Raw genomic sequence first — 20624 nt, forward strand, 5'->3', positions numbered from 1 at the left:
TCTGGTCGTCTCGAGCGGGGTGCTCCGCCGGTGCCGGGTGGGCGCCGTGGAGGGGTGTCCTACCAGCGGTAGTGCGCGAACGCCTTGTTGGACTCGGCCATCTTGTGGGTGTCCTCGCGACGCTTCACCGCCGCGCCGAGCCCGTTCGAGGCATCGAGGATCTCGTTCATGAGCCGCTCCGTCATCGTCTTCTCACGACGGACGCGGGAGTAGTCGACGAGCCAGCGCATCGCGAGCGCCGTGGCGCGCGACGGGCGAACGTCGACCGGCACCTGGTAGGTGGTGCCGCCGACCCGGCGGGACTTGACCTCGAGCGAGGGGCGGACGTTGTCCAGCGCGCGCTTGAGCACCGTCGCCGGGTCGCCCTGCGTCTTGTCGCGCACACCCTCGAGGGCGCCGTAGACGATCCGCTCGGCGGTGGACTTCTTGCCGTCCACGAGCACACGGTTGACGAGCTGCGTGACTGTCGGCGATCCGTAGACCGGGTCGACGACGAGCGGCCGCTTCGGGGCGGGGCCCTTGCGAGGCATTACTTCTTCTCCTTCTTCGCGCCGTAGCGGCTGCGGGCCTGCTGGCGACCGCGAACTCCCTGGGTGTCCAGTGCGCCGCGCACGATCTTGTAGCGCACGCCCGGCAGGTCGGCGACCCGGCCGCCGCGCACGAGCACGATCGAGTGCTCCTGGAGGTTGTGGCCCACGCCCGGGATGTAGGCAGTGACCTCCATCTGGCTGGACAGCTTGACGCGAGCCACCTTGCGCAGCGCCGAGTTCGGCTTGCGCGGGGTCGTCGTGTACACGCGGGTGCACACGCCACGACGCTGGGGCGAACCCTTGAGCGCCGGGGTCTTCGTCTTGGTGGCCTTGTCCTTGCGGCCCTTGCGGACCAGCTGCTGGATCGTGGGCACTACATCTCCGTCTCGCGAGACCTGCTGGTGTTCTGTCGGTGGTGCGTTCAGTTCGTCGAACTGCTGACCACGCCGACGTCGTCCCCGCGCTCGGGCGTGTCGCCGGGCCGGGGCGCCCGAGAGCCGTCACGATGAGAAACGGTCGGGAGCGCCTGGCGGCGACGGCCACCCGCGCTCACTCCGGGCCGAGTCGATCAGACTCACCGATAGGAGTTCGCGCGCACGCGAGGACCCGCCTTCGCGGGCACTGTCGACCAGGGTACCTGCCGCCGTGCCTGCGGTCAAAGGATGGGACGCGCGTCACGGTGCGGCGGCCCGACGCCGTCGTCGTCGTGCGGCGCCATCATCTCCGCTGCCAGCTCCGCCGGTCCGGGAGCGGCATGCGGACGGCGGCGTGTCCTCCCCTCGGACCCTACCGCGCCGCTAGCGTGAGACCGGCCGCGCCCGTGCGGGCGCCGCGGACGGAGGCCGGCATGACGAACAGCGCCGGGGCCCACGCCCCGTCCGGCGGGGGCGCCCCCGCCGTGGTGGACCCGCGACGCGGTGCGAGCGCACTGCGGTACGGCGTCGGCATGTTCGGCACCTCGCTGCCGATCAATATGTTCCGCGCGTACATGACGATCTACTACGTCGACGAGCTGGGGCTCGACACGTACTGGTACGGGATCGTCATGGTCGCCTACGCGATCATCGACGCCGTCGACAACCCGGTCTTCGGCTACCTCACGGACCGGACCCGGAGCCGATGGGGCAGGCGGAAGCCCTGGCTGGTCGTCGGCGCACCGGTACTGGCCCTCGCGCTCGTCGTGTTCTTCTCCCCGCCCGAGAACGCCAGCGACGTCGTCATCCTCGTCTGGTTCGCGGTGTTCGCGATCGGGATGGAGACCGTCGACTCCCTGATCAACGCGAGCTACGGCGCCCTCCTGCCCGAGATGTTCCCCGGCGAGCGCGAACGGGCGAAGGCCAACGCCGTCCGGCAGGCGTTCCAGCTCGCCGCCATGGTGATCGGCATCGCACTGACGCCGATCGTCGTGGACCTGCTCGGTTACGCGACGACGGCGATCGTGTACGGAGTCGTCGCCGCGGCGGTCATCCTGTGGTCGGCCCTCGGGGCGAAGGAGAACCCCGCCGTCCAGACCGAGCCGGGTCCGCGCATCTGGGACTCGGTCAAGGTCATCTTCAGCACCGCGAAGTTCTGGGCGGTCGCGATCACGGGTGGCCTGTACGCGGGTGCCACGGGACTCATCATCGCGGCCATCCCGTTCCTCGCGGAGTACACGCTCGTCCTGGCCGCCTGGCAGACGTCCGTCCTGTTCGCGTCCGTGCTGCTCGTGGCGGTGGCGTGCCTCCCGCTGTGGACGGCCGTGGTCCGACGGCGCGGCGCGCTCTGGACGTGGCAGTGGGCGCTCGTCGCGTTCGCCGTCGCGATGCTCCCGATGCTGCTCGCCCGCGACTTCGTCGTCGCGGTCGTCTGCGGCATCGTCATCGGTGTCGGGTACTCGGGCGTCCTCGCGACGGCGGACCTCGTCGTCGCGAAGCTGCTGGACGAGGACACCCTGCGGACGGGCGTGCACCGCGAGGGCATGTTCCTCGCGGCGATCGGGTTCTTCAACCGGCTCAACGGACTCGTCCGCGGAGCCGCGTTCGTGCTCGCCGGCGCGCTGTTCGGGTTCCGGAGCGGCGACAACCCCGGTGACCGCCCGGACCAGGCGGGCCTGTTCCTGGCGGTCGTCGCTCCCGCGGCGTTCCTGGCGCTCGCCGCGATCGCCGCCCGGTTCGTCCGCTTCGACGACGACGTCACGCCGCCGGACATCGACGCCGTCATCGCCGCCGAACGGATGGACGAGCAGCGATGACCCGGGAGCTCATCCTCACGGCCGACGACTTCGGCATCGACCCCGAGTCCAACGCCGCCATCACGTCGCTGGCGCGCGACCGCCTCGTCACGGCCACGAGCATCATCACCGTGGCCGACGCCGCCGAGGAGGCCCTCGCCGTCGCCGGCTCGCTCGAGATCGCCGTCGGCCTGCACGTGACGTTCACGTCGACGGCGCCGCACACGCGGTGGCGACCGGCGTCGGGCAGGAGCGCGCTGGCCGACGCCGACGGCTACTTCCCGGTCGAGGTCCGCGACACGCTCGCCACCGCGACCTCGGCCGACGTCCACGCGGAGATCGAGGCCCAGCTGGGCCTGCTGCGCGACGCCGGCATCCGGGTGACGCACCTGGACCTGCACACGGTCGCGCTCTACGGACTCACCGGGCCGGGCGTCGTCGCCGAGGCGCTCGACATCGCCGCGCGCGAGCGCCTCGGGTTCCGCCTCCCCCGCATCTTCGCCGCGTTCGCCTCACCCGATGACGACGAGCCGTCCGCGCCGCACGCGGCCAGCGTCGTCGCCGCCGACGGCCTCGGCGTGCGCCTCCCGCGCATGGTCACGAGCGACCCGCGCCCGGCCGGGCTCATCCCGGACTACGAGAGCCTGCGCGCCTCCTACCTCCTGCAGCTGGAGATGCTCCCCGAGGGACTGAGCGAGATGTTCCTCCACCCCTCGCTCGCCAGCGACCGCCTGGCCGACGACGACGAGGCGCGCAAGCGCGCCTGGGAGCACGCCGTGCTGCGCGACCCCGTGTTCCGGACGGCGCTCGAGGCCTTCACGCTCACGCACTGGTAGGCACCAGCGCACCCGAGGGCCGGGCCGACGACGGCGACACGCCGACACCCTTGACCGCCCCGGGGCGCGCGAGTAAGTTCTCGCGCTCGTGTCCCTGACGCCGCTCCTGGCCCGCCCGCGCGCCCTCGGAGCGTTGACGAGGACGGGCTTCCGGCGCTGGTCCACCTACCGCGCGGCGGCCGCGGCCGGGGCTTTCACCAACACCGTCTTCGGGCTCATCAAGGCAGCCATCACCATGGGCGCGATCGGAGCCGCGGGGGGAACGGTCGCGGGGTACGACCCGATCGCCGGAGCGACGTACGCATGGCTGGCACAGGCGTTCCTCGCGCCGGTCAACGTGTTCGGGTCCTCGGACCTCGCGCAGCGCATCCGCACGGGCGACATCGCCATCGACCTCTCGCGGCCGGTCGACCCGCAGGCCGCGTACCTCGCGGCGGACCTCGGGCGCGCCGCCTACCAGCTCGTGCCGCGCGGGGCTCCCCCGCTTCTCGTCGGCGCGCTCGTCACGGGCCTCGCGCTCCCGGCCCAGCTCCTACCGTACGTGCTCGGCGCGCTCAGCCTCGTGCTCGCCGTCGTCATCTCGTTCGCGTGCACCTGGCTCGTCAACCTCGCCGCGTTCTGGCTCGTCGAGCTGCGCGGGGTCACGACGCTCTACCTCGTCGCGAGCAACGTGCTGTGCGGGCTGATCATCCCGGTGCACTGGTTCCCGGACTGGCTCGCACGCATCGCCGCCGCGACGCCGTTCCCGTCGATGCTGCAGCACCCGATCGACATCGTCATGGGCCGCGCGCAGGGCTCGGCGGCACTGGCGCTGCTCGGCGCGCAGGCCGCCTGGGCGATCGGGCTCCTCCTGGCCGGCCGCTTCCTGCTGACGGCGGGCGCCCGGAAGCTGGTGGTGCAGGGTGGCTGACGGCTTCGCCCCGTACCGCGCGATCCTCGCCAGCCGGCTGAGGTCCCAGCTGACCTACCGCACGTCGTTCGCGATGGACCTGCTCGGCTCGCTCGCGATCGGGCTCCTCGAGTTCGCCGAGGTGTACATCATCTTCGCCCAGGTGGACGTGCTGGGTGAGCTCGACTTCGCCGGCGCGGTCCTGCTCTTCGCCCTCGCGAACATCGGGTTCAGCGTCGCCGATCTCGTCGTCGGGCACATCGACACGATCCCGACGTACATCCGCACGGGCACGCTCGACGCGTTCCTGCTGCGCCCGCTCCCGGTGCTGGCGCAGCTGATCACGAGCGACCTGCAGCTGCGACGGCTCGGCCGCACCGCGTTCGCCGTCGCGATCCTGTTCGTCGCGCTGCCGCTCAACGACATCGACTGGGACGCCGGCCGCGTCGTCCTGCTCGTCCTGACGCCGGTGACCGGGGCGGCGATCTTCGCCGCCCTGTTCGTGTGCGCGGCTGCCCTGCAGTTCTGGCTCGTCGAGGGCCGGGAGTTCGCCAACGCGTTCACGTACGGCGGCTCCTACGCCGCTGGCTACCCGACGAGCATCTTCACGCTGCCGATGCGGGTGCTGTTCACGTTCGTCGTGCCGGCGGCGTTCACGGCGTACCTGCCGACCCTCGCCCTCCTCGGGCTGCCCGGGCCGTTCGGTACGCCGTCCTGGCTGGGCTGGCTCACCCCGCTCGCCGCCATCGGCATCTGGGGCGTCGCGCTGCTCGCGTGGCGTGCGGGACTTCGTCACTACACGGGAGCCGGATCATGACCGAGGCCATCATCTCCGCGCGCGGCCTCGGCCGCGACTTCGTCGTGCGGTCCGGCCGTGGCCTGCGCCGCACGCGCCGGGTGGTCGAGGCCGTGCACGACCTCACGCTCGACGTGGCCGACGGCGCCGCGATCGGCTACCTCGGCGCGAACGGCGCCGGGAAGTCGACGACGATCAAGATGATCACCGGGATCCTCGTGCCGACGGCGGGCACGATCCGCACGTGCGGCCGGGACCCGCACCGGGAGCGCCGCGCCCTCGCCCGCGAGATCGGCGTCGTGTTCGGGCAGCGCTCCCAGCTGTGGTGGGACCTGCCGCTCGCCGAGTCCTACCGTGCGCTCGGCGCGATCCACGGTCTCGCACCTCAGGCGCTGCGACGGCGCACCGACGAGCTCGTCGGCCGCCTCGACCTCGGCTCCTTCCTCGACACCGCGGTGCGCCAGCTGAGCCTCGGGCAGCGGATCCGCGGCGAGATCGCCGCCGCGCTGCTGCACGACCCGCGGCTCCTCGTGCTCGACGAGCCGACCATCGGCCTCGACGTGCTCAGCAAGGAGCGGCTGCGCGAGTTCCTCGTGGAGCGCCGCGCGGAGCACGGCACGACCCTGCTCCTCACGACGCACGACATGGACGACGTCCAGCGCCTCACGGAGCGGATCGTCGTCGTCGACCACGGCCGGTGCATCTTCGACGGCACCCTGCCCGGGCTCGTGCAGCGCGTCGGCGCCGACCGCGTGCTCGTGCTCGACCTGCTCACGCCCACCCGCCCGCTCGACGACATCCCGGGCACGCAGCTCGTCGGCACGGAGTCCGACGGCCTGCGGCAACGCCTGGCGTTCTCCCCCGACGCGACCAGCGCCGTCGACGTCCTCACCGCCGTCACGCCGCGGGCCGCCGTCCGTGACCTCTCGATCGAGGAGCCCGACATCGAGGACGTCGTCCGGCGGCTCTACCTCTCGGCCGGCGGCTGAACGAACGCCGACGACGACGGCCCGGTCACCTTCGGAAGGTGACCGGGCCGTCGTCGTCAGGGACTGTGCGCCTCAGCGATAGTCCGCCTCGTAGCCGCGACCGAGGTCGAGCTCCTCCAGCGCGATCGCCTCGCCGGAGCCGGTGCCGAGGGGGAGGTAGTCGATCTCGTCGTACCCGAAGCTCGGGTACAGCTCGGCCTTCGCCTCCTCGGTCGGCTCCACCCGCACGTTGCGGTACCGCGGAAGACCGGTACCCGCCGGGATGAGCTTGCCCAGGATGACGTTCTCCTTCAGGCCGAGCAGCGAGTCGCTGCGCCCGCTGAGGGCCGCCTCCGTGAGCACCTTCGTCGTCTCCTGGAAGGAGGCCGCCGAGAGCCACGAGTCCGTCGCGAGCGACGCCTTCGTGATGCCCATGAGCTCGGGCCGGCCGGAGGCCGGGGTCCCGCCCTCGGACACGACGCGCCGGTTCTCGTCCTCGAAGCGCCCACGCTCGGCGAGCTCGCCGGGCAGCAGGTTCGCCTCACCGGAGTCGAGCACGGTGACCCGCCGCAGCATCTGCCGGACGATGACCTCGATGTGCTTGTCGTGGATGTCCACGCCCTGCGAGCGGTAGACCTCCTGCACCTCGTCGACCAGGTGCTTCTGCACGGCACGCGGGCCGAGGATGCGCAGCACCTTCTTCGGGTCGACCGCACCGGCGATGAGCTGCTGGCCCACCGCCACGTGGTCGCCGTCGTTCACGAGCAGCCGCGACCGCTTCGTGATCGGGTACACGATCTCCTCGGCGCCGTCGTCCGGCGTGACGACGATCCGACGCGTGCGGTCGGTCTCGTCGATCGCGATCCGGCCGGCGACCTCGCTGATCGGCGCCTCACCCTTGGGGGTGCGGGCCTCGAACAGCTCCTGCACGCGCGGCAGACCCTGCGTGATGTCGTCCGCCGAGGCGACGCCACCGGTGTGGAACGTGCGCATCGTCAGCTGCGTGCCCGGCTCACCGATCGACTGGGCGGCGATGATGCCGACCGCCTCGCCGACGTCGACGAGCTTGCCCGTCGCGAGCGACCGGCCGTAGCACTTCGCGCACGTGCCGACCCGCGAGGCGCACGTGAGGACCGAGCGCACCTTGATCGTGTCGACCCCGGCCTCGACGAGGCGCGAGATGAGCACGTCGCCGACGTCGTCGCCGCCCTCCGCGAGCACGGTGCCGTCCTCGCTCGTGACGGTGGTCGCGAGCGTGCGGGCGTACGCACCGGTCTCGACGGTCTCGGAACGGCGACGGACGCCGTCCGGGCCGACCTCGGCGATCGTCGTGACGAGGCCACGGTCGGTGCCGCAGTCCTCCTCACGGATGATGACGTCCTGCGACACGTCCACCAGACGACGCGTGAGGTACCCGGAGTCGGCGGTCCGCAGCGCGGTGTCCGCCAGACCCTTCCGAGCGCCGTGCGTCGCGATGAAGTACTCGACGACCGACAGACCCTCGCGGTAGTTCGAGAGGATCGGGCGCGGGATGATCTCGCCCTTCGGGTTCGCCACCAGGCCACGCATACCGGCGATCTGGCGCACCTGCATCCAGTTGCCTCGCGCCCCGGAGCCGACCATGCGGTTGACCGTGTTGCGCTCCGGGAAGTTCTCCCGCATCGCCGCGTCGACGTCGTTGGTCGCCTGGGTCCAGATGTCGATGAGCTCCGTACGGCGCTCCTCGTCGGTGATCAGACCCTTCTCGTACTGACCCTGGACCTTGGCGGCCTTCTTCTCGTACGACTCGACGATCTCCTTCTTGCGGGACGGCGTGACGACGTCCGAGATCGCGATGGTGACACCCGACCGGGTGGCCCACGAGAAGCCGGCCTCCTTGAGCGCGTCCAGGCTCGCGGCGACCTCGACCTTCGGGTACCGCTCGGCCAGGTCGTTGACGATCACCGAGAGCTCGCCCTTGCCGACGACCCCGTTCACGAACGGGTAGTCCACGGGCAGCGCCTCGTTGAACAGCGCGCGACCCAGGGTGGTCTCGAACAGCAGCGACTCGCCCTCGGTCCACCCCTCGGGGGCCTCGAACCCGGTCGGCGGCACGAGGTCCGTGAACCGGATCTTGACGACCGCGTTGAGGTCGAGCCCTCCGGCGTCGAACGCCATGATCGCCTCGGCGATCGACGAGAACGAACGCCCGGCGCCGAGCGCCTCGTCCTTGTCGCTCGTCAGGTGGTACAGGCCGATGATCATGTCCTGGGAGGGCATGGTCACCGGACGGCCGTCCGACGGCTTGAGGATGTTGTTGCTCGAGAGCATGAGGATGCGCGCCTCGGCCTGCGCCTCGGCGGACAGGGGCAGGTGGACGGCCATCTGGTCGCCGTCGAAGTCCGCGTTGAACGCGGCGCAGACGAGCGGGTGCAGGTGGATCGCCTTGCCCTCGACGAGCTGCGGCTCGAACGCCTGGATGCCCAGACGGTGCAGCGTGGGCGCCCGGTTGAGCAGCACGGGGTGCTCCGTGATGACCTCTTCCAGCACGTCCCACACGACCGACCGCGCGCGCTCCACCATCCGCTTCGCGGACTTGATGTTCTGCGCGTGGTTGAGGTCGACGAGCCGCTTCATGACGAACGGCTTGAACAGCTCGAGCGCCATCTGCTTCGGCAGGCCGCACTGGTGCAGCTTCAGCTGCGGGCCGACGACGATGACGCTGCGGCCCGAGTAGTCGACGCGCTTGCCGAGCAGGTTCTGGCGGAACCGCCCCTGCTTGCCCTTGAGCATGTCGGAGATCGACTTCAGCGGGCGGTTGCCCGGACCGGTGACCGGTCGGCCGCGGCGGCCGTTGTCGAACAGCGCGTCGACGGCCTCCTGCAGCATCCGCTTCTCGTTGTTCACGATGATCTCGGGCGCGCCGAGGTCGAGCAGACGCTTGAGCCGGTTGTTCCGGTTGATGACCCGGCGGTACAGGTCGTTGAGGTCGCTCGTCGCGAACCGGCCACCGTCGAGCTGCACCATGGGGCGCAGGTCCGGCGGGATGACCGGGATGCAGTCGAGCACCATGCCGAGCGGCGAGTTCGTCGTCGTCATGAACGCGTTGACGACCTTGAGCCGCTTGAGAGCGCGCGTCTTGCGCTGCCCCTTGCCGGAGCGGATCGTCTCGCGCAGCGCCTCGGCCTCGGCGTCCAGGTCGAACGTCTCGAGACGCTTCTGGATCGCCGCGGCGCCCATCGAGCCCGTGAAGTACGAGCCGTAGCGCTGCTCGAGCTCGCGGTACAGGAGCTCGTCGCCCTCGAGGTCGGCGACCTTGAGGTTCTTGAAGCGGTCCCACACGCGCTCGAGCCGGTCGAGCTCGGCGTCGGACCGCTTGCGGATCTGCGCCATCTCGCGCTCGGCGGAGTCGCGCACCTTGCGGCGTGCGTCAGCCTTCGCGCCCTCTGCCTCGAGCTCGGCCAGGTCGGCCTCGAGCCGCTGGGCGCGCGCCTCGATGTCGAGGTCGCGACGCTTCGCCACCTCGCCGCGCTCCAGGTCGATCTCGTTCTGGAGGCTCGGCAGGTCGGTGTGCCGGCGCTCGTCGTCGACCTCGGTGATCATGTACGCCGCGAAGTAGATGACCTTCTCGAGGTCCTTCGGGGCGAGGTCGAGCAGGTAGCCGAGGCGCGACGGGACGCCCTTGAAGTACCAGATGTGCGTGACCGGCGCGGCGAGCTCGATGTGGCCCATCCGCTCACGGCGCACCTTCGAGCGGGTGACCTCGACGCCGCACCGCTCGCAGATGATGCCCTTGAAGCGGACGCGCTTGTACTTCCCGCAGTAGCACTCCCAGTCCCGGGTGGGGCCGAAGATCTTCTCGCAGAAGAGTCCGTCCTTCTCGGGCTTGAGGGTGCGGTAGTTGATCGTCTCGGGCTTCTTGACCTCGCCGTGCGACCAGGCACGGACGTCGTCGGCTGTCGCGAGACCGATGCGCAGCTCGTCGAAGACATTGACGTCGAGCAAGTTCTCCTACTTCCTTCGGTGTGACACCACGAGTAAGGGTGATGACCTGGGCCGCCGGCGTCCGCCCGTGGCGGGCGGACGCCGGACGCGGCTCAGATCTCTTCGACGCTGCTGGCGTCGGGTCGCCGCGAGAGGTCGATCCCGAGCTCCTCGGCGGCCCGGTACACCTCCTCGTCGGTGTCGCGCATCTCGATGGACGTGCCGTCGCTGGACAGCACCTCCACGTTCAGGCAGAGCGACTGCATCTCCTTGATGAGGACCTTGAAGGACTCCGGGATGCCGGGTTCGGGGATGTTCTCCCCCTTGACGATCGCCTCGTAGACCTTCACGCGGCCCGGGACGTCGTCGGACTTGATGGTGAGGAGCTCCTGCAGCGCGTAGGCCGCGCCGTACGCCTCGAGCGCCCACACCTCCATCTCGCCGAACCGCTGACCGCCGAACTGCGCCTTACCGCCCAGCGGCTGCTGCGTGATCATCGAGTACGGACCGGTCGAGCGCGCGTGGATCTTGTCGTCGACCAGGTGGTGCAGCTTGAGGATGTACATGTAGCCGACGGCGATCGGCTCCGGGAACGGCTCACCGCTGCGACCGTCGAACAGCAGCGCCTTGCCGCTGGAGTCCACGAGCCGCTCGCCGTCACGCGTGACGAGCGTGGAGTCCAGGAGACCCGCCAGCTCGTCCTCGCGAACGCCGTCGAAGACCGGCGTGGCGACCGGCGTACCCGGCTCGCCCTGGAGCGCGCCACGGTCGAGGTGCTGCGCCCAGCTCGGGAGCTTGCCCTTCTTGGCGTCCTCGATCCCGGCGTCCCAGCCCTGCTTGGCGACCCACCCGAGGTGCGTCTCGAGGACCTGGCCGACGTTCATCCGGCCCGGCACGCCGAGCGGGTTGAGCACGATGTCGAGCGGCGTGCCGTCGGACAGGAACGGCATGTCCTCGATCGGGAGGATCTTCGAGATGACGCCCTTGTTGCCGTGACGGCCGGCGAGCTTGTCGCCGTCGGTGATCTTCCGGCGCTGCGCCACGTACACCCGCACGAGCTGGTTCACGCCCGGAGGCAGCTCGTCGCCGTCCTCCCGGTTGAACTCGCGCACGCCGATGACCGTGCCGGACTCGCCGTGCGGCACCTTGAGGGACGTGTCGCGGACCTCGCGCGCCTTCTCGCCGAAGATCGCGCGGAGCAGCCGCTCCTCCGGGGTCAGCTCGGTCTCGCCCTTCGGGGTGACCTTGCCGACGAGCACGTCGCCCGCACCGACCTCGGCACCGATCCGGATGATGCCGCGCTCGTCGAGGTCCGCCAGGACCTCCTCGGAGACGTTCGGGATGTCCCGCGTGATCTCCTCGGGGCCGAGCTTCGTGTCGCGGGCGTCGACCTCGTGCTCCTCGATGTGGATCGAGGAGAGCACGTCCTCGGCCACGAGGCGCTGCGACAGGATGATCGCGTCCTCGTAGTTGTGCCCCTCCCAGGACATGAAGCCCACGAGGAGGTTCCGGCCGAGCGCCAGCTCGCCCTCGTCCGTCGCCGGGCCGTCCGCGAGCACCGAGCCGACCTCGACCCGAGCGCCCTCGGAGACCAGCACACGCTGGTTGTAGGAGGTTCCCTGGTTCGAGCGGTGGAACTTCGCGACCTTGTACGTGAACGTCGTCCCGTCGTCCTGGGCGACGACGATCGCGTCGGCTGACACCTCGGCGACGACGCCCGGCTTCGCGGCGACGATGACGTCGCCGGCGTCGACGGCCGCACGACGCTCCATGCCGGTGCCGACCAGCGGCGCCTCGCTCCGGACGAGCGGCACCGCCTGCCGCTGCATGTTCGCGCCCATGAGCGCGCGGTTCGCGTCGTCGTGCTCGAGGAACGGGATCATCGCCGTCGCGACCGACACCATCTGGCGCGGCGAGACGTCCATGTAGTCCACCTCGGCGGCCGGGACGAGCTCCGCCTCGCCGCCACGGGTGCGCACCAGGACGGTGGCCTCGACGAACGTGCTCTTCTCCGACAGCGGCGCGTTGGCCTGGGCGATGACGTGGCGGTCCTCGTCGTCGGCCGTGAGGTAGACGACGTCGTCCGTCACCTTCCCCTTGACGACCTTGCGGTACGGCGTCTCCACGAACCCGAACGGGTTGATGCGCGCGTACGTCGCGAGCGAACCGATGAGGCCGATGTTCGGGCCTTCCGGCGTCTCGATCGGGCACATGCGGCCGTAGTGCGACGGGTGGACGTCCCGGACCTCCATCGAGGCGCGGTCACGGGACAGCCCGCCGGGGCCGAGGGCCGACAGACGCCGCTTGTGCGTCAGGCCCGCGAGCGGGTTGTTCTGGTCCATGAACTGGGACAGCTGCGACGTGCCGAAGAACTCCTTGATCGACGCCACCACGGGGCGGATGTTGATCAGGGTCTGCGGCGTGATCGCCTCGACGTCCTGCGTCGTCATCCGCTCGCGGACGACCCGCTCCATGCGCGACAGCCCGGTGCGGACCTGGTTCTGGATGAGCTCGCCGACGGCGCGGATGCGGCGGTTGCCGAAGTGGTCGATGTCGTCGGTCTCGACGCGCAGGGCGACCTCCTCGCCGGAACGCGTGCCGGTGAGCTCCGTGACGCCCTTGTGCAGCGCGGCGAGGTACTTGATCGTGGCGACGACGTCGGCGACCTGCATCACCGAGTCGGTGAGAGGCGCGTCGAGGCCGAGCTTCTTGTCGATCTTGTAGCGACCGACCTTCGCGAGGTCGTAGCGCTTCGGGTTGAAGTAGAAGTTCTCGAGCAGCGCGGCGCCGGCCTCGACCGTGGGCGGCTCGCCCGGCCGGATCTTCCGGTAGATGTCGAGCAGCGCCTCCTCACGGGTGTTGACCGTGTCCTTCTCGAGCGTCTCGATCACGACCGGGTAGTCGGCGAACTGCTCGCGGATCTCCGCCTCGGACAGGCCGAGCGCCTTGAGGAAGACGGTGATCGACTGCTTGCGCTTGCGGTCGACGCGCACGCCGACGGCGTCACGCTTGTCGATCTCGAACTCGAGCCACGCGCCGCGGCTGGGGATGATCTTCGCGGTGAAGACGTCCTTGTCGGACGTCTTGTCAGGCGTGCGCTCGAAGTAGACGCCCGGCGAACGCACGAGCTGGCTGACGACGACGCGCTCGGTGCCGTTGATGATGAACGTGCCGCGCTCGGTCATCAGCGGGAAGTCGCCCATGAACACGGTCTGCGACTTGATCTCGCCGGTCGTGTAGTTGACGAACTCGGCGGTCACGAAGAGCGGCGCGGAGTAGGTGAAGTCCTTCTCCTTGCACTCCTCCGGCGTGTACTTCGCCGGCTCGAAGCGGTGGTCGCGGAACGAGAGCGACATCGACCCGCCGAAGTCCTCGATCGGGGAGATCTCGGAGAAGATCTCCTCGAGGCCCGACGACGAGGGGACCGAGACGTTCTTGCTCGCCGCCGCGTCGACCCGAGCGCGCCAGCGCTCGTTGCCGAGCAGCCAGTCGAAGCTGTTGGTCTGGAGGCTCAGAAGATCCGGTGCCTGGAGCGGCTCCGTGATCTTCGCGAAGGAAACCCTTCGCGAGGCAGTACGGGTAGCGATGGCGTCAGCGTTCGAAGGGGTGCGCGAGGCAGCCAAGAGGGGTCCTTCCCTGCGAAAAGGGGGTGCACGCGCGCCGTCAGGACCCCGCAGGACCGCACGCCCCGACACGGACCGGACCCAGGGCGCGGGGCATGGTCACGAACCGGACGGAGAGCGGGGAGGCGGGGCACAGGACAGCGCAAAGCGACAGCATACCTGCGGAGCGAAGCATTGTCTACCTCGCGCCGCGATGTCGGTGGGAGCGACACGCGGGCGAACACGCGGCGAGGCCCGCACCGCGTGACGCGGTGCGGGCCTCTGCGCTGTGTCCCCCGGCGCCGCAGCGCCGGGGAGCGGTTCAGCGAGGAGTCACTTGACGGTGACCGTGGCGCCGGCGCCCTCGAGGGCTTCCTTCGCCTTGTCGGCGGCCTCCTTGGTGGCGGCCTCCAGAACCGGCTTCGGCGCGCCGTCGACGAGGTCCTTGGCCTCCTTGAGACCGAGACCCGTGATCGTGCGCACCTCCTTGATGACGGCGATCTTCGCGCTGCCGACCGTCTCGAGGACGACGTCGAACTCCGTCTTCTCCTCCTCGGCCTCCTCGGCGGCGCCGCCTGCCGGAGCGGCGACCGCGACGGCGGCCGGAGCAGCGGCGGTGACCTCGAAGGTCTCCTCGAACTGCTTGACGAACTCCGAGAGCTCGATGAGCGTGAGCTCCTTGAAAGCCTCGATCAGCTCGTCGGTGCTGAGCTTCGCCATGATGGCGTTCCTTCCTGTCGTGTCCCGTGCCTGCTGCGCGAGCACCGGGTGGTGGTGATGGTGGAACGACGTCGCTTACGCGGCGTCTGCCTGCTTCTCGCGCAGGGCGTCGATGGTGCGCACCGCCTGGGACGCGGGCGCCGTGAACAGGTACGCGGCCTGGTACAGCTTGGCCTTGAACGCACCCGCGGCCTTCGCCAGCAGGACCTCACGCGACTCGAGGTCGGCGAGTGCCGTGATCTCGCTGGACGTGATCGCCTTGCCGTCGAGCACGCCGGCCTTGATGACCAGCGCGGGGTTCGCCTTCGCGAAGTCGCGCAGGCCCTTCGCCGCGGCGACCGGGTCGCCCTCGACGAACGCGATCGCCGTCGGGCCGGACAGCTGGCCCTCGAACGCGTCGATGCCGGCCTCCTTCGCCGCGATGGCGGTGAGGGTGTTCTTCACGACGGCGTAGTGCGCCGAGCCCCCGAGCGAGGTCCGCAGCGCCTTGAGCTGCGCGACCGTCAGGCCGCGGTACTCCGTGAGCACGGCGGCGCTCGAGGAACGGAACTTCTCCGTCAGCTCGGCGACGGCGGCCGCCTTGTCAGGCCTCGCCATGGCATTCCTTTCCGGTGGTCGTCCACCGGACGCTCCGACGAGAAGAGCCCCGCGCCGGCGCGGGGCTCGTGGGCGGGCGACACGTCCGGGGACGCGACCCTTCGTCGAGCTCGCACCTGCGCTGGCTTCCCGGAGGAACTTCGCACCCGCCGCGCTTGTGCGCAGCCGGGCGACCGGCGGTCTGAGGTACAGCCGAGAAGTCTACCGGACGCGCGGCGATGCTCCGGACCGGTGCTCGCACCGTCGGCTCGCCGCCGGACCCATCCGTCCGGGGCGCGGCTCCGAACCCAGGGCGAGCCTACGGGCTCCGCCGACCCAGGACGGGCGGCGCGCTGCCGGGCCCGGCCCGGCATGAGGAGAGGAACAGGACATGTCCAGCAGCCCGAATCGCCTGCTCGCCGCCATCTTCGGCAGCGTGTACCTGCTCGTCGGCCTGGCGGGCTTCGCCGTGACCGGCGGAGTCGGCTTCGCGGGAACCGAGGGTGCGACGCTCATCGTCTTCGACGTGAACCCGTTGCACAACATCGTGCACGTCGGCATCGGCGCCGCGCTGCTGATCGCGTCGCGCTCGGTCGCCGGCGGCCGTGCCACGAACACCACCATCGGCGCCGTGTACCTTCTCGTCGGTGTGCTCGGCCTGTTCCTCGCGTCGTCGAGCCTCAACATCCTGGCCCTCAACACGGCCGACAACGTGCTGCACCTGGCCAGCGCCGTCCTCCTGCTGGCGGTCGGACTCAGCCAGGACCGTGCCGCCGTCACCGAGGCGAGCGCGTGAGATGACGACGACGGCGACACTCTCGCCCGCTCGTGGGGCGCCGGAGGCGCAGCCCGCCCAGCGGCTCCGCACCGGCGCCCCGGCGATGGTCGGGTGGCAGGCGCTCAGCGCGCTCGGGGCCGGGCTCGTCGCGTTCGCGTGCGGGGCCGAGCTCGCGTCGTCGTCGGCCATGCTCGCGGCGGTCGCGACCCTCGCCCTCGGGGCGGGCGCCGTCTGCTCGGCGCTCGCCACCCTGGCCACAGGACGCGTCGTGCGTCCCCGCACGGTCGCCGGCCTGGCGGCAGGGAGTGCCGCCGTGTGGGCCGCCGCCTACGCGCTGGCGCCGGGGGCCTTGCTCGTCCTCGTCCCCTCCGCCACGCTGCCGGGTTCCGACGACGCCGCGGCGATCGCGCTGCTCCTGCTCACCGCGTGGTGCTCCGCCCGGTCGGTACGTCACGTGCCGCGCGGCGCCCGGCCGGCGGGCGGCCCGCGCACCCTGGCCGCCCTCACGATCGGGGCGCTGCTCGTCGCCGCGGTGACGACCGCGGGGCTCGCGGCGACCGACGCCGGCGAGCTCGCGGTCCCCCACGGCCACACGGACCACGGCGGCCACGGCTGAGCTCCACCCGGACGGCCGACGGCCCGGACCCTCGCGAGGGTCCGGGCCGTCGGCCGTGGGTGGGGCGACGCCTCAGGCGGCGTCCTCGCCCGTCAGGTTGCGGGTCTTCGACGCGTCCAGCGGGATGCCCGGGCCCATCGTCGTCGACAGCGTGGCCTTGACGATGTACCGGCCCTTCGAGGACGACGGCTTGAGCCGGAGCACCTCGTCGAGCACGGACGCGTAGTTCTCCACGAGCGCCGTCTCGTCGAACGACGCCTTGCCGACGACGACGTGGAGGTTGGCGTGCTTGTCGACGCGGAAGTCGATCTTCCCGCCCTTGATCTCCTCGACGGCCTTCGCCACGTCCATCGTCACCGTGCCGGTGCGCGGGTTCGGCATGAGGCCACGCGGGCCGAGCACGCGGCCGAGGCGGCCGACCTTGCCCATGAGGTCCGGCGTCGCCACGGCGGCGTCGAAGTCGACGTAGCCGCCCGCCACCTTCTCGATGAGCTCGTCGCCGCCGACCTCGTCGGCGCCGGCGGCGCGGGCCTGCTCGGCACGCTCGCCGACGGCGAAGACGAGGACACGGGCGGTCTTGCCCGTGCCGTGCGGCAGGTTCACCGTGCCGCGGACCATCTGGTCCGCCTTGCGGGGGTCGACGCCGAGGCGGAACGCGACCTCGACCGTCGAGTCGAACTTCGTGCTCGCCCCGGCCTTCGCGAGGCGCACGGCCTCGAGGGGGGCGTACAGCCGGTCGCGGTCGATCGCCGAGGCGGCCTTGCGGTAGTTCTTGCTCTGCGCGGTCATGCTCTGCTCCTTCGTTGCAGTCGTGGTCTCGTGGGTCCGCGCGGACCCTGCCACTTCTCGCCCGCCCCGGGTGGGCGGGCGAGGGTCTCGCTGGTGGTGCTGTGGTGTCAGTCGGTAACGGTGACACCCATCGACCGGGCGGTGCCGGCGATGATCTTCTCGGCGGCGTCGATGTCGTTCGCGTTGAGGTCGGCGAGCTTCGTCTGCGCGATCTCACGGACCTGCTCACGAGTGAGCGAGGCGACCTTCGCGGTGTGCGGCGTGGCCGACCCCTTCGCGACGCCGGCGGCCTTCTTGATGAGCTCCGCGGCCGGCGGGGTCTTCGTGATGAACGTGAACGAGCGGTCCTCGTACACGGTGATCTCGACGGGGATGACGTTCCCGCGCTGCGCCTCGGTCGCGGCGTTGTACGCCTTGCAGAACTCCATGATGTTGACGCCGTGCTGACCGAGCGCGGGGCCGATCGGCGGCGCCGGGTTGGCCGCGCCGGCCTGGATCTGGAGCTTGATGAGGCCGGTGACCTTCTTCTTGGGGGGCATGCGTGGTTCCTTGCTGTTCGTGGGCCGACGCCGTGGGCGATGACCCGGTTGCAGTGCCTGACGTGTGCTGTCGTGCGCCGCCTGCGGCGGTCAGATCTTGGCGACCTGGTTGAACGACAGCTCGACCGGGGTCTCCCGGCCGAAGATGGAGACGAGGACCTTGAGCTTCTGCGACTCCGGGGCGATCTCGGAGATCGTCGCCGGGAGTGTGTCGAACGGGCCGTCCGTGACCGTGACGGACTCACCGACGGTGAACTCGACCTCGATCGGCGCGGCGGCCGGAGCGGCACCCGGCTTGGTGGCGGGCGCCTTCGCCTCGAGCGTCGGGGCCAGCATCGAGACGACCTCCGACGTCGTCAGCGGCACGGGCTGGTGGGTGTGACCCACGAAGCCGGTGACGCCGGGCGTGTGCCGCACCGCGCCCCACGACTCGTCGGTGAGGTCCATCCGCACCAGCACGTAGCCGGGGATCCGCACGCGGCGGACCACCTTGCGCTGCGCGTTCTTGATCTCGACGACGTCCTCCTCCGGGACCTCGACCTGGAAGATGTACTCCTCCATGTTGAGGCTCTGCGTCCGGCTCTCGAGGTTCGCCTTCACGCGCTTCTCGTAGCCCGCGTAGGAGTGCACGACGTACCAGTCGCCCGGCTGCGCCTGGAGCTCGCGACGGAACGCCGTCAGCGGGTCTTCCTCGACCTCGACCTCTGCCTCTGCTGCGTCGTCCGCTGCGGGCTCGTCGGAGGTGGGCTCGTCGGAGGTGGGCTCGGCCGGGGTGGGCTCGGCCACATCGACGCCGGCCTCCGCGACCGGGGTCGCGGCAGCGTCGTCGAGGGACTCACCGGTGGTGGGCCCTGTTGTGGACTCGGACACGTCCTGACCTGCTTTCTATCTCGGATGCCGTGAGGGCTGGGTGCTGCGGGACTCTCGGGCCGAGCGGCTACGCGCTGTCCCGGCCGAACACCCAGAGCACGAGCTTGCCGATCCCGAAGTCCAGCACGCCGACGTACAGCATCACGGCGAGGACGAACACGATCACGACCGCCGTGTACGTCATGAGCTCCGACCGGGTGGGCCGGACGACCTTCTTGAGCTCGGCGATGACCTGACGCACGAACAGTGCGATCCGCGCGAAGAGGTTGCGCTTCGCCGGCGGCCCCGCCGCGGGCCGCGACGTGCGGGCGGCATTCGCGGAGTCGGTCACGGGTCCTCGTCTCGGGTCGGATCGGGATGCTGCGTGTTCGGGCGTTCGCTGTTCGAGCGTGCGATCCGCTCGAGCAGGGCAGGCGGGACTCGAACCCACAACCGCCGGTTTTGGAGACCGGTGCGCTACCAATTGCGCCACTGCCCTACGGCGGGACGACCCACCCCGAAGCTGCCTCCAGGGCGCGCTTCAGCGTGATGGTCGGGACCACCGGGGGTCCACTGTACGCGAAGCGGACGGTCGCGGTCGAACCGGTCCACGGGTGCCGAGCGGGCTGCCCGCCGGGAGACGACCGGGCCGCGGACGGGCCGGCGTCTGCCACGATAGAGCACGTGAGCGACGTCACCGCGCAGCCCTCCGCCCCCGTCCACGCCGGCACCAGGAACCGTGTCTCCGCGCGCCTCGCCGCCATCGCGGAGTCGGCGACGCTCGCCGTCGACGCGAAGGCGAAGGCGCTCAAGGCCCAGGGCCGGCCGGTCATCGGGTTCGGCGCGGGCGAACCGGACTTCCCCACGCCTGACTACATCGTCGCCGCCGCTGTCGCCGCCGCGCAGGATCCCGCCAACCACCGGTACTCCCCCGCAGCCGGGCTCCCCGCGCTGCGCGAGGCGGTCGCCGCGAAGACGCTGCGCGACTCCGGCTACGAGGTGTCGCCGTCGAGCGTGCTCGTGACGAACGGCGGGAAGCAGGCCGTGTACCAGGCGTTCGCCGCGATCGTCGACCCCGGCGACGAGGTGCTGCTCCCGGCTCCGTACTGGACGACCTACCCGGAGGCCGTCCGGCTGGCGGGCGGCGTGCCGGTCGAGGTCTTCGCCGGCGCGGACGCCGGGTACCTCGTGACCGTGGAGCAGCTGGAGGCGGCGCGGACCCCCGCGACGAAGGTGCTGCTGTTCTGCTCGCCGTCGAACCCCACCGGCGCCGTGTACTCGCCCGAGCAGACGGCGGCGATCGGCGCCTGGGCGCTCGAGCACGGGATCTGGGTCATCACCGACGAGATCTACGAGCACCTCGTGTACGACGACGCGGTGTTCACCCCGATCGTGCGCGCCGTGCCGGAGCTGGCGGACACGTCGATCGTGCTCAACGGCGTCGCGAAGACCTACGCGATGACCGGGTGGCGCGTCGGCTGGATGATCGGCCCGACCGACGTCGTCAAGGCCGCGACCAACCTGCAGTCGCACCTCACGTCGAACGTCGCGAACGTCTCCCAGCGGGCTGCGATCGCCGCGCTGACCGGGGACCTGTCCGCCGTCGAGCACATGCGCGCCGCCTTCGACCGGCGCCGCCGCACGATCGTGGCGAAGCTGTCGGCGATCGACGGCGTCGTGTGCCCGACGCCGAAGGGCGCGTTCTACGCGTACCCGAGCGTCGAGGGGGTGCTGGGGCGCACGATCCGCGGCGTCACGCCGACGACGTCCGCAGAGCTCGCCTCGCTCATCCTCGACGAGGTCGAGGTCGCCGTGGTGCCCGGCGAGGCGTTCGGCCCGAGCGGGTACCTGCGCTTCTCCTACGCCCTGGGCGACGACGACCTGGCCGAAGGCGTCGACAGGGTCGCCGCCCTGCTCGCCGAGGCCGGCTGAGCCTCTCATCTGCTTCTCATCGCCCGCGTGGA

The 20624-nt window shown here is 70.8% G+C and carries 18 protein-coding genes and 1 tRNA gene; 8 read left to right on the top strand and 11 right to left on the bottom strand.

The window, feature by feature from the left end:
* Positions 1-59 precede the first annotated feature (59 nt).
* Both rpsG and rpsL read right to left on the bottom strand, forming a co-directional pair.
* On the bottom strand, positions 60-530 hold the full coding sequence (gene rpsG, locus BCAV_RS15845; protein WP_015883631.1) for a 30S ribosomal protein S7: 471 nt from the start codon (positions 528-530) through the stop codon (positions 60-62).
* Complete coding sequence (rpsL, locus tag BCAV_RS15850) at positions 530-904, bottom strand: 30S ribosomal protein S12 (RefSeq protein ID WP_015883632.1); 375 nt, start codon at positions 902-904, stop codon at positions 530-532. Before rpsL ends, rpsG begins: the two co-directional genes overlap by 1 nt.
* Before the next feature lie 473 nt (positions 905-1377).
* Between rpsL and BCAV_RS15855 the strand changes: the two genes are divergently transcribed.
* The 5 genes from BCAV_RS15855 (at position 1378) to BCAV_RS15875 (ending at position 6249) form a co-directional block, all read left to right on the top strand.
* Entirely contained in the window at positions 1378-2760 is a 1383-nt protein-coding gene (locus BCAV_RS15855) for an MFS transporter (protein WP_015883633.1), read from the top strand.
* Complete coding sequence (locus BCAV_RS15860; protein WP_015883634.1) at positions 2757-3575, top strand: polysaccharide deacetylase family protein; 819 nt, start codon at positions 2757-2759, stop codon at positions 3573-3575. The genes BCAV_RS15855 and BCAV_RS15860 overlap by 4 nt, the downstream gene beginning before the upstream one ends.
* A gap of 88 nt (positions 3576-3663) precedes the next feature.
* Positions 3664-4485, top strand: a complete 822-nt coding sequence (locus BCAV_RS15865; RefSeq protein WP_015883635.1) for an ABC transporter permease — start codon at positions 3664-3666, stop codon at positions 4483-4485.
* Entirely contained in the window at positions 4478-5281 is an 804-nt protein-coding gene (locus BCAV_RS15870) for an ABC transporter permease (protein ID WP_015883636.1), read from the top strand. The genes BCAV_RS15865 and BCAV_RS15870 overlap by 8 nt, the downstream gene beginning before the upstream one ends.
* Positions 5278-6249 carry an ABC transporter ATP-binding protein gene (locus BCAV_RS15875; protein WP_015883637.1) on the top strand — a complete coding sequence of 324 codons (972 nt, stop codon included), beginning with the start codon at positions 5278-5280 and terminating at the stop codon, positions 6247-6249. Before BCAV_RS15870 ends, BCAV_RS15875 begins: the two co-directional genes overlap by 4 nt.
* A 72-nt stretch (positions 6250-6321) precedes the next feature.
* On the opposite strand, the gene BCAV_RS15880 is transcribed toward BCAV_RS15875, so the two are convergent.
* From BCAV_RS15880 to rplJ, 4 genes are all read right to left on the bottom strand, one after another.
* On the bottom strand, positions 6322-10212 hold the full coding sequence (locus BCAV_RS15880; protein WP_015883638.1) for a DNA-directed RNA polymerase subunit beta': 3891 nt from the start codon (positions 10210-10212) through the stop codon (positions 6322-6324).
* 92 nt (positions 10213-10304) lie between these two features.
* Positions 10305-13814, bottom strand: coding sequence for a DNA-directed RNA polymerase subunit beta (rpoB, locus tag BCAV_RS15885; protein ID WP_015883639.1), 3510 nt, complete (start codon positions 13812-13814; stop codon positions 10305-10307).
* Between the two features lie 312 nt (positions 13815-14126).
* Positions 14127-14513, bottom strand: a complete 387-nt coding sequence (gene rplL, locus BCAV_RS15890) for a 50S ribosomal protein L7/L12 (protein WP_015883640.1) — start codon at positions 14511-14513, stop codon at positions 14127-14129.
* Between the two features lie 75 nt (positions 14514-14588).
* Positions 14589-15110 carry a 50S ribosomal protein L10 gene (gene rplJ / locus BCAV_RS15895; protein ID WP_015883641.1) on the bottom strand — a complete coding sequence of 174 codons (522 nt, stop codon included), beginning with the start codon at positions 15108-15110 and terminating at the stop codon, positions 14589-14591.
* A gap of 370 nt (positions 15111-15480) precedes the next feature.
* Between rplJ and BCAV_RS15900 the strand changes: the two genes are divergently transcribed.
* Together BCAV_RS15900 and BCAV_RS15905 are read left to right on the top strand one after the other, a co-directional pair.
* Positions 15481-15885 carry a DUF4383 domain-containing protein gene (locus BCAV_RS15900; RefSeq protein WP_015883642.1) on the top strand — a complete coding sequence of 135 codons (405 nt, stop codon included), beginning with the start codon at positions 15481-15483 and terminating at the stop codon, positions 15883-15885.
* Position 15886: 1 nt separating this feature from the next.
* Positions 15887-16483, top strand: a complete 597-nt coding sequence (locus BCAV_RS15905; protein ID WP_015883643.1) for a hypothetical protein — start codon at positions 15887-15889, stop codon at positions 16481-16483.
* A 72-nt stretch (positions 16484-16555) separates the two neighbouring features.
* Here the strand turns inward: BCAV_RS15905 and rplA are convergent, their stop codons facing one another.
* The 5 genes from rplA to BCAV_RS15930 all read right to left on the bottom strand — a co-directional run bounded on the left by rplA (position 16556) and on the right by BCAV_RS15930 (position 19159).
* On the bottom strand, positions 16556-17272 hold the full coding sequence (rplA, locus tag BCAV_RS15910) for a 50S ribosomal protein L1 (protein ID WP_015883644.1): 717 nt from the start codon (positions 17270-17272) through the stop codon (positions 16556-16558).
* 107 nt (positions 17273-17379) lie between these two features.
* Positions 17380-17811, bottom strand: a complete 432-nt coding sequence (rplK, locus tag BCAV_RS15915; protein WP_015883645.1) for a 50S ribosomal protein L11 — start codon at positions 17809-17811, stop codon at positions 17380-17382.
* 90 nt (positions 17812-17901) lie between these two features.
* A complete protein-coding gene (gene nusG, locus BCAV_RS15920) occupies positions 17902-18681 on the bottom strand; it encodes a transcription termination/antitermination protein NusG (protein WP_015883646.1) in 780 nt (259 codons plus the stop codon).
* 67 nt (positions 18682-18748) lie between these two features.
* Positions 18749-19012, bottom strand: a complete 264-nt coding sequence (gene secE / locus BCAV_RS15925; protein WP_015883647.1) for a preprotein translocase subunit SecE — start codon at positions 19010-19012, stop codon at positions 18749-18751.
* A gap of 74 nt (positions 19013-19086) precedes the next feature.
* A tRNA-Trp gene (locus tag BCAV_RS15930) sits at positions 19087-19159 on the bottom strand.
* Positions 19160-19344: 185 nt separating this feature from the next.
* Between BCAV_RS15930 and BCAV_RS15935 the strand changes: the two genes are divergently transcribed.
* The gene (locus BCAV_RS15935) at positions 19345-20592 is read left to right on the top strand and encodes a pyridoxal phosphate-dependent aminotransferase (protein WP_043347367.1); all 1248 of its coding nucleotides are present in this window, start codon (positions 19345-19347) and stop codon (positions 20590-20592) included.
* The last annotated feature ends 32 nt before the right edge of the window (positions 20593-20624 follow it).

Origin of the sequence: Beutenbergia cavernae DSM 12333 (assembly GCF_000023105.1) — a bacterium.
In the GTDB taxonomy this organism is placed as follows: Bacteria; Actinomycetota; Actinomycetes; order Actinomycetales; family Beutenbergiaceae; genus Beutenbergia; species Beutenbergia cavernae.

What these genes read in the sequence shown, in the direction of transcription:
- BCAV_RS15860 (WP_015883634.1), top strand. Translation starts at nt 2,757, where the DNA reads ATGACCCGGGAGCTCATCCTCACGGCCGACGACTTCGGCATCGACCCC.
- rplL (WP_015883640.1), bottom strand. Translation starts at nt 14,513, where the DNA reads ATGGCGAAGCTCAGCACCGACGAGCTGATCGAGGCTTTCAAGGAGCTC.
- BCAV_RS15875 (WP_015883637.1), top strand. Translation starts at nt 5,278, where the DNA reads ATGACCGAGGCCATCATCTCCGCGCGCGGCCTCGGCCGCGACTTCGTC.
- rplA (WP_015883644.1), bottom strand. Translation starts at nt 17,272, where the DNA reads ATGACCGCGCAGAGCAAGAACTACCGCAAGGCCGCCTCGGCGATCGAC.
- rpsG (WP_015883631.1), bottom strand. Translation starts at nt 530, where the DNA reads ATGCCTCGCAAGGGCCCCGCCCCGAAGCGGCCGCTCGTCGTCGACCCG.
- rplJ (WP_015883641.1), bottom strand. Translation starts at nt 15,110, where the DNA reads ATGGCGAGGCCTGACAAGGCGGCCGCCGTCGCCGAGCTGACGGAGAAG.
- BCAV_RS15905 (WP_015883643.1), top strand. Translation starts at nt 15,887, where the DNA reads ATGACGACGACGGCGACACTCTCGCCCGCTCGTGGGGCGCCGGAGGCG.
- rplK (WP_015883645.1), bottom strand. Translation starts at nt 17,811, where the DNA reads ATGCCCCCCAAGAAGAAGGTCACCGGCCTCATCAAGCTCCAGATCCAG.
- BCAV_RS15855 (WP_015883633.1), top strand. Translation starts at nt 1,378, where the DNA reads ATGACGAACAGCGCCGGGGCCCACGCCCCGTCCGGCGGGGGCGCCCCC.
- BCAV_RS15900 (WP_015883642.1), top strand. Translation starts at nt 15,481, where the DNA reads ATGTCCAGCAGCCCGAATCGCCTGCTCGCCGCCATCTTCGGCAGCGTG.